Source organism: Pseudarthrobacter sp. N5, assembly GCF_050157035.1.
In the GTDB taxonomy this organism is placed as follows: Bacteria; Actinomycetota; Actinomycetes; order Actinomycetales; family Micrococcaceae; genus Arthrobacter.
The window spans coordinates 1,250,873-1,263,005 of record NZ_CP189593.1 but is presented as its reverse complement, the minus strand read 5'-3'; the positions used below and the strand labels follow the sequence as shown (position 1 = coordinate 1,263,005).

General features: G+C 62.1%; 11 protein-coding genes and 3 pseudogenes. 6 read left to right on the top strand and 8 right to left on the bottom strand.

Features of this window, described 5'->3' with window-relative positions:
• Nucleotides 1–61 precede the first annotated feature (61 nt).
• The 6 genes and pseudogenes from ACQCST_RS06245 to ACQCST_RS06220 form a co-directional block, all read right to left on the bottom strand.
• On the bottom strand, nt 62–508 hold the full coding sequence (locus ACQCST_RS06245) for a nucleoside deaminase (RefSeq protein WP_426998433.1): 447 nt from the start codon (nt 506–508) through the stop codon (nt 62–64).
• Nucleotides 501–1,267 (bottom strand): annotated as a pseudogene (locus ACQCST_RS06240) (triose-phosphate isomerase family protein). Before ACQCST_RS06240 ends, ACQCST_RS06245 begins: the two are co-directional and overlap by 8 nt.
• Before the next feature lie 171 nt (nt 1,268–1,438).
• Nucleotides 1,439–1,968, bottom strand: a pseudogene (locus tag ACQCST_RS06235) (GntR family transcriptional regulator).
• A 104-nt stretch (nt 1,969–2,072) separates the two neighbouring features.
• The gene (locus ACQCST_RS06230) at nt 2,073–3,143 is read right to left on the bottom strand and encodes an alkene reductase (RefSeq protein ID WP_426998432.1); all 1,071 of its coding nucleotides are present in this window, start codon (nt 3,141–3,143) and stop codon (nt 2,073–2,075) included.
• Nucleotides 3,144–3,795: 652 nt separating this feature from the next.
• Nucleotides 3,796–4,291, bottom strand: a pseudogene (locus tag ACQCST_RS06225) (hypothetical protein); the annotation flags it as partial.
• 208 nt (nt 4,292–4,499) lie between these two features.
• A complete protein-coding gene (locus ACQCST_RS06220) occupies nt 4,500–5,129 on the bottom strand; it encodes a DUF4190 domain-containing protein (protein WP_426998431.1) in 630 nt (209 codons plus the stop codon).
• A gap of 262 nt (nt 5,130–5,391) precedes the next feature.
• On the opposite strand from ACQCST_RS06220, the gene ACQCST_RS06215 reads away from it, so the two are divergent.
• The 4 genes from ACQCST_RS06215 (at nt 5,392) to ACQCST_RS06200 (ending at nt 7,699) form a co-directional block, all read left to right on the top strand.
• Nucleotides 5,392–5,826: a pyridoxamine 5'-phosphate oxidase family protein gene (locus ACQCST_RS06215; RefSeq protein WP_426998430.1), complete on the top strand. Its 435-nt coding sequence runs from the start codon at nt 5,392–5,394 to the stop codon at nt 5,824–5,826.
• Between the two features lie 19 nt (nt 5,827–5,845).
• Nucleotides 5,846–6,271: a very short patch repair endonuclease gene (locus ACQCST_RS06210; protein WP_426998429.1), complete on the top strand. Its 426-nt coding sequence runs from the start codon at nt 5,846–5,848 to the stop codon at nt 6,269–6,271.
• A 133-nt stretch (nt 6,272–6,404) separates the two neighbouring features.
• Nucleotides 6,405–7,541 (top strand): glycosyltransferase, encoded by a 1,137-nt coding sequence (locus ACQCST_RS06205; RefSeq protein ID WP_426998428.1) that lies wholly within the window; start codon nt 6,405–6,407, stop codon nt 7,539–7,541.
• Nucleotides 7,542–7,552: 11 nt separating this feature from the next.
• Nucleotides 7,553–7,699, top strand: coding sequence for a hypothetical protein (locus ACQCST_RS06200; protein ID WP_426998427.1), 147 nt, complete (start codon nt 7,553–7,555; stop codon nt 7,697–7,699).
• 46 nt (nt 7,700–7,745) lie between these two features.
• On the opposite strand, the gene ACQCST_RS06195 is transcribed toward ACQCST_RS06200, so the two are convergent.
• A complete protein-coding gene (locus ACQCST_RS06195; RefSeq protein WP_426998426.1) occupies nt 7,746–8,936 on the bottom strand; it encodes a glycosyl hydrolase in 1,191 nt (396 codons plus the stop codon).
• A 197-nt stretch (nt 8,937–9,133) separates the two neighbouring features.
• On the opposite strand from ACQCST_RS06195, the gene ACQCST_RS06190 reads away from it, so the two are divergent.
• Nucleotides 9,134–9,580: an Hpt domain-containing protein gene (locus ACQCST_RS06190; protein WP_426998425.1), complete on the top strand. Its 447-nt coding sequence runs from the start codon at nt 9,134–9,136 to the stop codon at nt 9,578–9,580.
• An 18-nt stretch (nt 9,581–9,598) separates the two neighbouring features.
• Here ACQCST_RS06190 and ACQCST_RS06185 read toward each other — a convergent pair whose 3' ends face one another.
• Nucleotides 9,599–10,348, bottom strand: coding sequence for a response regulator transcription factor (locus ACQCST_RS06185; RefSeq protein WP_426998424.1), 750 nt, complete (start codon nt 10,346–10,348; stop codon nt 9,599–9,601).
• 92 nt (nt 10,349–10,440) lie between these two features.
• On the opposite strand from ACQCST_RS06185, the gene ACQCST_RS06180 reads away from it, so the two are divergent.
• Nucleotides 10,441–12,108: a sensor histidine kinase gene (locus tag ACQCST_RS06180; protein ID WP_426998423.1), complete on the top strand. Its 1,668-nt coding sequence runs from the start codon at nt 10,441–10,443 to the stop codon at nt 12,106–12,108.
• The last annotated feature ends 25 nt before the right edge of the window (nt 12,109–12,133 follow it).

The window sequence follows — 12,133 nt, the reverse complement described above, 5'->3', positions numbered from 1 at the left end:
CGGGCGGCGGCACCCCACCGGGTGCCACCGCTCGTGCGTTCAGCAGTGTTGAACCGGCCAGTTACTCGGCGATGTCTTCGGCCCAGAGTTCCGCGTGGTCCCGTTGGAAGCTTTGCATCATGTCCACGCAGCGCAGGTCATCCAGGACCACCACCTCCACGCCGCGGGAGCGCAGGAGCTCGAATTCACCGTCGAAGGTCCGGGCCTCGCCCACCACCACCTTGGGGATCTTGAACTGGATGATGGTCCCGGTGCACATGGCACACGGTGCGAGCGTGGTGTACAGGATGGTGTCCCGGTAGCTGCGCTGGCGTCCGGCGGCCCGGAGCGCGGACATTTCACCGTGGGCGATCGGATCGCCGTGCTGCACGCGTTCATTGTGGCCGGCGGCGATGACCTCCCCGTCGCGTGCCAGGGCCGCGCCGATGGGGATGCCGCCTTCGCTGAGGCTCTTTTGCGCGGCCTGGAATGCCGCTTCAAATGCCGCATCAAAAGTGTGGTCAGTCATGCGCCCAGCCTAGCGTGAGCGCCCCGTTCAGCACCTTGCCGAAGTTCGCGGCATCATGGGCGAAACGGCCCAGGAAAAGCCCGGAAACACCGTCCAGTGCCGGCAGCAGCCCCGGCTTGGCGGACCCGCCGCAGATCACCGGCAACCGGCCCAGCCCGCGGCCGGCCAGCCCGCGGCCGGCCAGCCCGTGACCGTCCGGCGAGTGTCCGGCCAGCAAGACGCGGAGCTGACTGACGACGGCGGACACGTACGGCGCCCCGGCCGGCTCAGTTGCGCCGATGGCCCAGACGGGTTCATACGCAATGATCAGCCTGGATGCCAGGCTCCAGTCGCCCCGGACGGCTGCTTCGATCTGGCCGTAACGAATCCCGCGGCCGCTTCCGGTTCCGGCCCCTCCGTCGCTTCGCCGATGCACAGCAGCGGGGTGATTCCGGCGTCGTCGGCGGCTTTGACCTTCAGCGCCACCATGGCGTCGGCTTCACCGAAATGCCGGCGGCGCTCGGCGTGGCCGATCTCCACCAGGCCCACCCCCAGCTCCGCCAGCATGCTTGGTGCGACTTCACCGGTCCACGGACCGTCCGCCCAGCCGCAGTTCTGCGCGCCCAGCAGCAGCGGCGAGCCGGCCAGAATGTCGGCAGCGGCGGGAGGACGGATAACAAACGGGACCACCCGCACGGCCGCGAGGGCCGGACAGGCGTTCACTTGCTGCCGCAGCCGGTCCAGCCGAAAACCAGGCTGGACCGGTACCCCGGGGTACATCTTGGTGCTGACACCGACGTAGACGGCGTTGCCGGTTTCCGGCCTGGCTGGAGTGGGGCAAACGCTTGATCGGCCGCATTCGCGTAGACCGGGCTACAGCACCGGAGAAGGGTCCAGTTGGAGGGCCAAATTACGCGCCGGGTTCGGGCGCCAGATTAGGGCACGGACCCGTTACTCAGCGGGTGCGTCAGCAATCGCGCGGCCGCGGACCTTTTGAACATGATCAGCCATGGCGGCAGCAGCCAGTTCCAGGTCCCCGGTGGAGAGCGCATTGAAGACGGACTGGTGCTCGGAAATAGCGTATTCCGCCAGTAAACCCCACGCGCCAAACAGCCGGAAACGCTGCACGTGACCGCCCAGGGCGGCGTATGCAGCCACCATAAACTGGTTTCCGGTCTGCTCAGCGATCAGTCTGTGGAAGCGCTCATCAGCTTCCAGATAGTCTTTGAACTCTGAAAAAGAAGGGCCACGGGGCGCCGACTTCAGATCTTCAACGGCTTGTTCCAGCTCGGCCAGTGCTTCACGGACGGGGGTTGGCGAAACATCAAGCTCGCGCGCCGTTCCGTCGATGCTGACTGTGCTCCCAGGCTCCAGCCGGCCGTCCATCATGACGCCAACAGTTCCTCGTACACGCGGTCTGCCAGAACCTGGCGGCTGACGGCCCGGCCCGCTGGGCGGCTGCCATTGGAAGCTGGTTGCATGTTCAGATCCTATAGAACTGCTGCTCCCCTAGTGCGTTTCCCCACACGGGACTGCGGAGCACATGCCTTCCATGTCCACGGGGCTCACGGAAGGCTGAGCATTCTTAGTTCTGGTACGCCGGGTAATCTGTGTAACCTGCTGCGCCTTCACCGTAGAACGTGGACGGATCCGGCTCGTTCAGTGGCAGTCCTTCGCGCCAGCGGCGGACAAGATCCGGGTTGGCGATGGCCGGGCGCCCCACCACCACGGCATCGGCGTGGCCGTCTGAAACCAGCGACGAAGCCTCGTCACGGGTTGTGATTTCGCCGAAACCGGAGTTGACCAGGAACGTGCCCTTGAACCGTGAACGCAGATTCTGGACAAGTTCTCCGCTGGGAACGTGGTGGAGGACGCTGAGGTACGCCAGGTTGAGCGGGGCGATGGTGTCAACGAGGACTTCGTAGCTGGCACGGACATCCCCGGCATCTGTTTCGGCGATGCCCTGGACGTTGTGTTCCGGTGAGATACGAATCCCCACACGGTTGGCACCCAGCGCTGCAACAACAGCGTGCACAGTCTCGATGACGAAGCGCGCCCGGTTTTCAGGCGATCCGCCATAACCGTCCGTTCGGACGTTGGAGTTGGGCGCAAGGAACTCGTGCAGGAGGTAACCGTTGGCAGAGTGCAGCTCAACGCCGTCGAACCCTGCGTCAATCGCGTTCCGCGAGGCAGCGACGATTTCCTGAATGACTACGGGGAGCTCATCCGTTGTGAGGGCGCGAGGTACCGGGTACGGCTGCTTGCCGCTGTGAGTGCGGGTTGCGCCGTCGATGGCGATTGCGCTGGGGGCGACGATCTCATGACCGCCGGTGATGTCCTCATGCGAGACGCGGCCACCGTGCATGATCTGGGCGAAAATCCGGCCACCTTCGGAATGTACCGCGTCGGTAACTTTGGCCCAGCCTGCAACCTGCTCCGGCGTGACGATCCCGGGCTGTCCCGGGTAGGACCGGCCAGCAGGGCTGGGATAAGTTCCCTCGCTGATGATAAGACCCAGCGATGCACGCTGGCGGTAGTGCTCCACCATCAAGGGGCCGGGCACACCCTCCTGGCCCGCGCGGACGCGAGTCAAAGGTGCCATGACCAGGCGGTTGGGAAGTTCGAGCTCACCGAGGGCCAACGGGGAAAACAGCATGCGCAGTTCCTTTCACAGCGGATTGGGTTCACTGGCTGTAACTGAGGTGCGCCTGCAACTATTCCGGATGAGACAGGGGTCACCGTGGGCACACGGCTTTGGAAACGCAGCGCTGGCAGTGATCAGGGCGTGACCGGGGTGACGCCAGGGCAACCTTCGCCTTGGGGATTCACGTTGCAATCGTCGGCATATTGACGGGTGATGGAACGCCAGACACTGATGGTCTGAGGCGCCGCACTGAATTGCCCCTGACCCGGAACGGGCAGCGAGGGACCGCCATTGACCGAATAGGTCCCTTGGAAATACGTCGTCAGTCGAACTTGGAAATCCCCAGTTGCTGTGTATGCGTGGCTGGTCCGAGTTTTTTCTCCCCACCGATCCTGAGCGAGCGCAATCGCGCGGAAGTGAGTAAGCGAGATGTCATGGGCGGCTAATCCCCCGATAGGTTTTCAAGACGTCTGAGTCCGAACAATGGTCTAAGGGTAACCGAGGCCAAAATCCAGCGGCCAAAGTTATCCACAGGCCGCTAGGCCCTTCTTGGTTGTACCACCAGCGGCGTCCCGGAAAAAGTCACACGACGCCGCATAGTTTCGGCAGGCTCAACCAGCAGGACCTGCCGGCAGAAGCAAATCCCATGTCTTGTCCGTCGAACAAAGATCGGCGAGTACTGTTGGAGGCCGGCACCGAACGCCGAGAAGAACACGGCAATCGAGATGCCAGCCGAAGCCAGCGTGGATACGAAGCCCACGGGGTTGATCCCGTAGAGCATGCCGCGGCGGAACTCCGGAACCTTGGGCGATATCTTCAGCGGTATTTGTTGATGGCAATGTCCGAGGCCACCGTGACAATCCAGGCCATGGCACAGTTCGCAGAGAAGCCGAGGATGGTGTTCAGGAATTCGAACGTGTTCGCTTCCACCAGGACCAGTGCGATCAGCAGATTGACCATCACAAACCATGCGGCCCGGGTAGGTTTTTTGGTGACGCGCGTGAAGCTATTAGTCCAGGCCAGCGATCCCGAATACACACTCGTCACATTGATCTTTAGCTGCGAAATAACCACCAGCACACCACCGCCAACGTCATGCCAAGCCATGCGGGCATCATCTCCTGGTACACGCCCAGGAACCGGTGCACCGGCTCATAGGCGTGCACCGGCGGCGGCGGGATGCCGACCTCGGACTCCCACCGCCGCTGCGGCGAACTGCTGCGGCTGGAACCACCCCGTCATTGCCCGCGGTGCCGGCGCCGGATGAAAGTCCAGGTGACTCCCCTGGGATGGTCGCAGGGTGCTCCCGCCATGGCATGACCACAAGCTGAGCCCCCGCCGACTTCCGGTCACGGCAGTTGGCGGAGGCTACTTCTTATCTGAACCCAGGCCGGACCCACTGCAGGTAGCCATGGCACCCTGGCCGGTACCGGTGTTCTTGGCGATGGACTTGCCGTCGAGCAGGATTTCGCAGCCCACAGCGGCGTCTGCATTGGCGAAGTCGCCTATCACCGAGAGGTGCAGGAACTCAGAGTTCTTGACCGTCTGTTCCTTCTTCCACCCGGCGGTGACGTCTTCGTTGGATGTGCCGCCGGCGGTCCAGTAGCTCACAGATGCCTTGCCATTGGTGGTGATCACATACTCCACCTTGTGCTCTGAGTTGAGCGCCTGATCTGCCGAACTGACGGCTGCGGAAAGCACCGCCAGCCAGATGGCCGCAATGACGATGCTGAGGATTCCCAGCACCAGCCCTGCCACAGCCGCACCCTTCCTGGCGACCTTGCGGGTGGCGCCGAGGACGCCGAAAAGCACCGCCAGCGGCCCAAGCACGAACGCCACAACTCCCATGACAGGAATGAAGGAAAACACAATTGCCACGATGCCCAGGACCAGTGCCGTGATGCCGAATCCGTTGCCACGGACGGGCTGACTGGACTCTGGCTGGACCGGTGCCGGATACGCTGCGGGTGCAGCGTCCTGCGAGTGGAAAGTAGACATTATTACCCCATTTACGTAGGCCAGGCCGATGCCCGGCTGTTGCGAGTGTCCAGTCCCTGATGCCCCCAATAGACACGCAGGGTCACCCGTACCAGTGGCACAAGCACCCGGAGAGGCTGACCACAGGATTCGATGAAACCCGAACAGGATCAGGCTACGGAGAGGCTGCGACATTTTAAGGATCCTGATGGCGAGGGAAGCCGTTTGATTGTTTTCGTCCCAATCTCTGGCATTTTTCTACATGACGTAGAACAATGGAGCCATGATGTTCAACCATGCAGACGGCAGCCCTATCCTGAACCTCTCTGTTGAGCAGTCCTGGACGCTGCTGGAGAACACCCGGCACGGGCGGCTGGTGGTCACCGTGGCCGGCGAACCAGATATCTTCCCGGTCAACTACGTCACGAGCAGCCGCAAGCTCTATCTACGCACAGCACCCGGAAACAAACTCGCAGAGCTCACCATCAATTCCAAAGTGTTGTTCGAAACCGACGGCATACTCTCCGATGAGGCGTGGTCAGTGGTTCTCCGCGGTGAGGCCCGCGTCCTGAACACCTCTGCCGAAATCGCCGACGCAGAGTCCCTGGGACTCAAGTCCTGGGTCCCCACGCTCAAGGATTTTTACGTGGAAGTCGTGCCCACGTCAGTGAGTGGACGGCATTTCGAGCTCGGTGAGCAGCCCGAACGGGACATCTAACGCCGCCTAGACTGGAACTATGGCGGACAGGCTGACACCTGAGCAGCGCAGCTGGAACATGTCGCGGATCAGGGGCAAGAACACCAAGCCGGAGCTCCTCGTGCGCAGGCTCGTCCATGCCAAGGGCTACCGCTACCGGCTTCATGGCAGCGTCCGCGGCGGTAAACTGCCCGGCAGCCCGGACCTGGTCTTCGCGGGCAGGCACAAGGTGATTTTTGTCAACGGCTGCTTCTGGCATTTCCACGACTGCAAAGCGGGCCAGCATGCGCCCAAGGCCAACGCCGAGTTCTGGGAGTCCAAACGGACGCGCACCAGAAACCGGGACGCCGATCAGCGGCTTCAGCTCGAACGTGAGGGATGGGAGGTGCTCACCGTCTGGGAATGCGGACTCAAGGACCGCTCAGCGTTAGAGCATCAACTGGAAGACTTCCTCGCACGGAACTGAAACATGGCTGAACCCCGGCGGAACTTGAGTCAATCTTTGGTCTTTGCGCGGGTTGATATTGAGCGCGTGATCAGAGGATGGATCCAGTTGGTCCCGCTCAGAGGGCCGGCGGCCCCAAGTTCAGGAGACTCCCGTGCTGGCAACATCCGCGACAGCCGGCACCCATGCGGCCGCTCCGGCCACGGATCCGGCCCTGCTCCTGAACGTGGTTGTGCTGGTCCCGGCCTATAACGAGGAAAGCTCCATAGGCGCCACCCTGGACGGACTGATGCTGCAGACCCGCCCCGCAGACCGGATCGTGGTTATCCCCAACGGGTGCACCGACGGAACTGCCCGGGAAGCCCGCAAGTACCCGGTCACCGTCATGGAGCTTCCACGGCTGGAACACCGCAAGTCAGAGGCCCTGAACACAGCGTGGTCAGAATTCGCCGACAATGCCGATGTGGTGATCTGCCTCGACGCCGACACCGTACTTCCCCCCAATGCCATAGAGGCCTGGGCGAAGGAATTCAGCACGGAAGAAGGCGCACTGCTGGGCGGCTCGTCGTCGAAATTCACCATGCAGGATCCAGGGTTCCTCAGCCGGCTGCAGAAAGCGGAATTCGCCACCTGGACCGACGTGGCACTGCGCCGCGGCAGTACCAGCGTCCTCGCCGGAACCGGATGCGCCATCAACAACGGCGTCCTCCGCCAGATCGCAGCCCGGGACGACCGCGTTGGGCCTTGGGTCTATACCTCCCAGGTCGAAGACTTTGAACTCACCTACCGCATCCGTGAACTCGGCTACGTCTGCCAGGTGTCCCCCGAAGTACGCGCCTATACGGATTCCATGAAAACCATCAAGGCGTTGTGGGGCCAGCGGATGAAGTGGCAGGTGGGCACGGTGGAGGATCTCCTACAACTGGGCATCAACCGGCTCACGCTGCGCGACTGGGGGCAGCAGCTGATGGGCCTGCTGAGCGTCTTCCTGAAGCTCCTGTGGATGGCCGTCATTATTGCGTCCCTGGTGCTCGGAGTATTCCAGTTCGTCCTGTTCTGGTGGCTAGTGCCCATCCTGTTCGTGGCACTTGACATCAAGAGGGCCTTGAGGATCCCGCACTACGACTGGAAAGACATTGTGCTGGCAGCATCCTTTTTTCCCCAGGAAGTTTTTATGTGGCTGCGGTCAGGGTGGATCATGGCCTCCTGGTGGGCCGTACTCGCAACTAAGATCACCCGGCGTCGAGTAGACCGCTGGGAAGCACAGTACACAGCAGAGGAAATCAACTAATCATGTACGGAATGAACGCAACCATCCCCGCATCCGGAGCGGCCCTGGCCTACACAGGACTGAATGTAGGCGCGGGGCTGCTCACCGCCCTCGGTGTGCTGCTTATCGGGGTAGCACTGATGGCTCTTGCCCGCCGTGGCAGCAAGGTCCGCCCGTAGCAGTCAGCCTCGCGGCAGTCCGCCCCATGCGGTCAGCCCGGTGGGGTCAGCTCATCCGGGCCAGCAGCGCAGATTTGAACGCGGATGCCGACGAGGCGCTGCTGTTAATCCGCCAATCGGTTTCCTTCTGGATGTGGAACCACACAAATCCTGTGACATCCGGCTGGGCTGCAAGATAGGACACCAGATCCGTGTTCCACGCAGCCTTGGATCCGCCGGCCTCGCTGGACGCGGTTTCGGCAATGATGATGGGCTTACCGGGCGCGAGGCTCCGGAGCTGGGCAATCCCGGGGCCGAACAAGTCCTGGGGCGAAACCCAGCTGCTCCAGGACGCAGAAGTCCCCCAGTTATAACCATCGAGCGCAACCACGTCCACGTACCCCGCGCCGGGGTAAAGACCGGCGAGGTCCGTGGAGCCCCAGTAGGGGACGTTGGGGGCCCAAACCCAGGCCACGTTAGTTGCCCCGGTGGAGGCCACAACATCGTGGACGTGACGCCAGGCCTGCACGTAGTCTCCGGGTCCGTTTCCGTTGACGCCTTCAGCCCACGGGTACCAGTTGCCGTTCATTTCGTGGCCAAAGCGCAGCATGACAGGCTGGCCCCAGGACGCGAGTGCTTGGCCCCACTGAAGAATTTTGGCATCAAAATCTCCGGCAGTGATCCGGTCCAGCGAGTACGCAGGCTGTACCAGCCCGCCGCCCCAGGCCCAGGGCTCCCAAGTAACCAGCGAAACGGCTCCGCGGGCGCGGACGGCATCCAATTCAGCCACAGGAGCAGGCTGCAGGAAGTCTTTGTAGAACATCACTATCGATGGGCTCTCACCCGCCAGCCGCGAAACATCATCCAGTTCCGCACTGGCCAGCGGGCCATTTTCTGTGACCACACCGAAACGCAGTGGCTTCAAGCTGACCGGGGGCAGCTGCGGGGTGGGAGCCGTTACCGTGAACACCGCGGAAGCCTTGACAGTGGATGTCTTGGCCGTGATTGTCAGGTTTCCGGGGGCTGCTGCCGGAATGGTGATGCCCGTACTGAAAGCACCGGAGGCTGCAGTCCGGAATGAGAAAGTGGTAGAACCAGCTATGACGGTACCGGTCGTGGACGCCTTGAACCCCGTCCCGCTGACGGTGACCGCGGAACCGGCAAGTCCGGACGTCGGACTCAGCGAGATCTGGGTTACCGCGGCGTTGACGGGCTGGACAACGGTAAGTATCAGTCCAATCCCCACCGCAAATGACATTAATAGAGTTTTCAAAGTCCGGAACAAAACGATCGCCCCACAATCGGCAGGTGGCTGAAGCCACAAGGTCAGTTCATGCAGACAGCACTGAACCTGATCTTAGGGGTGAATAGCCTCCGTCTCAAGATTCGATCAAATCTTTTCAAAAACAGCTGCCGGAAGACCGGGCGGCCCTAATCTTAACCAAAGGCAAGTACATGGCTTTCTATTCGTCGGCACCAACCCAGTGGGAAGGAACCGCAGTGGAACCGCAATGCGATTTTCTGCAGCCACTCGTGGACCCCACCGTGCTCCGCCGCCTCCGCGCCGAGTTGGACCCTGACGAAGACTATTGCCGGATTTTCGTGCGCAACTACATGGAGCAGCTCCCCAGCAGAATCAGCCGGCTTCGGTGGGCGCTCCGGTCCGGAGATCTGGAAGCCGCCATGGATGCTGTTCTCAGCCTCAAGACCTCCAGCCAGATGGTGGGGGCGTGCTGTCTGGGTGGCATTGCCGACGAACTTGAGAGCGCCCTGAAGAAATTCCCTGACAGCGCCAACCCCGCCTCAACCACACTGTCGAGGTTGGGCAGTACCTTTCTGCGCCGTATTGATCAATGCAGCGGCGGGACCGTCACCTGTCTCACGGCAGCAAACGCTGCCTGAACAGGGACGCCGGAAGCATCAGCTGTTGGCCGGCGCGAGTCTGTAACCAACGCCGCGAACGGTCTGCAACCAGCGCGGATTCTGCGGTGAGTCACCCAGCTTCTTGCGGAGATTTCCCATATGGACCTCAATGGAGCGCTCGTCAGCCTCACTGATGTAACTGCCGACGTCGTACGGTTCGTCCCGCAGCCGGCGCACCAGATCCGATTTGGTACGGACCATCCGGCCCGCCTCGAGCAGCGCGTGCAGGAGATCGAATTCCGTTCGCGTCAGGCTCAGTTCCTGGCCGTCCACGGCCACCGTTCTGGAGTCGTAACTGAGGTCCAGCCCGTTGTGGGTGAAGCTCCCGCGATCCTCGCCGGAACTGGAGGTGTTCCCGGTGGAGGAGTCCGACGTCGAACGCGGGCGCCGCATCATGGCGGCGACTCTGGCGCGCAGTTCCCGGGGACGGAAGGGCTTGGTGAGGTAATCGTCAGCACCGGATTCCAGGCCGATCAGTGTGTCCAGCTCCTCTGCCCGGGCGGTGAGCATCACAATGTACGCGTCAGAGAACTGGCGGATCTGCCGGGACACTTCAAAGCCATCGATGTCCGGCAGCCCGAGATCCAGGGTTATGACGGCGGGATTCAGTTCTTTGGCGGCCAACACCCCCTCAGCACCGGTGGCGGCGACTGTGACGTCGAACCCTGCCTGCGTCAGCACTACGCGCACCAGCTCGCGGATGTCGTGGTCATCCTCAATGACCAGACCCACACGTGAATCACTCAACACAGCCCCCTCAGCCTGCTCCATACCGTCAGCAGTATAGCTGGCTCCGGCTATCCTGCTGGTATGCGTCCCACACTTCCGGCCACCCGTCCATGACCGACAACGCAGCCTGGGGCATCTCCTCGGGCCGGATGATGTTCTTCCGGCGCCCGTTCCATGAGTACTCGTTGCGGGGACGCGTAACGCTGAGCCAGATGCCGCTATCCGTCACTGCCGGGTTCACTGCGGTCCTGATCACCGGGTTTTTCCCCCAAACGCTAGCCAACCCCCTGTTCGTAAGTTTCCTGGTCTCGCAGGCCCTGATTCTGGTGCTGTGCTACGCCATCCCGTGGCACCGCCTGCCGTTCTCAACCTTCCTGGCGATTCCGCTCCTGGACTTCGTCTCCATCACCCTGGGCAGGGAGGGCGGCCAGGACAGCCTGATGGGAATCGGTCTTATGGCGGTGTTCCCGGTCATGTGGCTCTGCGCCTCAGGGTTGTACTCGCGGCCGTCCATTGTCCTCTCATTCTTCGCCCCGCTCGGCATCATCTGGGTGCCGTTGTTCATCCGCGGCGACGTTACCGGCCAGGATCTGGGCCACTCCATGCTCCTGCCGGTGATGATGCTGGGGATTGGCGTCTCTGTGAGCGTCATGACCATGAGCATGGTCCGGCAACAAAATAACCTCGAGGAAAAGGACGCCCAGCTGCAGGGCAGCCTCCGTAAGAGCCGACGCCACGAAGAACTGCTCAACACGGTGCTGGACACTGTCCATTTGGGCGTTCTTGCCGTGGACGCCCACGGAAACGATATCCTCATGAACCGCAAACAACGGGCCAACCATCGGCTGGCGACTCCGCACAATGTCGCGGATCCAAACGAGACGCAGTTGCTGGTTTTCGAGGCAGACCGCATCACGCCGATGCCAGCGGAGCTTCGCCCCGTCCGGCGCGCGGTGCTCGGCGAGACCTTCACCGATTACCTTGCCTGGCTTGGTGGCGGCAGCGAACAGCGCGCCTTCACCACCAGTGCGCGGGCCATGAAGGACGCGGACGGAAACTTCACAGGCTCCGTCATTGTGTTCAGCGACGTCACGGATCTGGTGAACGCCCTTGCTGCCAAGGACGACTTCGTATCCAACGTCTCCCACGAATTCCGGACGCCGTTGACCTCGATCCTGGGGTACGTGGAGCTGATGCTCGACGACGGAGATGAACTTCCCGAATCTCAGATCGGACCGCTGAAGATTATCAAGCGGAACTCCGAGCGGCTCCTCACCCTGGTTTCCGATCTGTTGTCCAGCAGGAGCGGCCAGCTGATTGTAAGCCCGCAGGCCGTGGATGTGGCGGAGTTGGTCCGCGCCAGCGTTTCAGCGGCGTTGCCCAAAGCTGGCGGCTCGGGCGTCCGGCTACGCGCCGATGCCCCCCAGCGGCTGGACGCTCATGTGGACCCTGCCCGGATTTCGCAGGTGCTGGACAATCTGGTCTCCAATGCCATCAAGTACTCTCCCGACGGCGGAGACGTGGTGGTTTCGCTGAGTCCTGAAGACGGTTACATGGTGTGCAAGGTCAGCGATACCGGTATGGGCATGAGTGACAAGGACCAGGCGGAGGCCTTCACCAAGTTCTTCCGGTCCGGAAGCGTACGGAATACGGCGATCCCCGGCGTGGGATTGGGGCTGCCTATCAGCAAGGCGATTGTGGAGGCACACGGCGGGAGTTTTGAGCTGCAGAGCGCCGTGGGGCGGGGAACCACGTTCACTTTCCGTGTTCCGGTCTAGCTTTCGTCAGGCTCAACCACCGGGG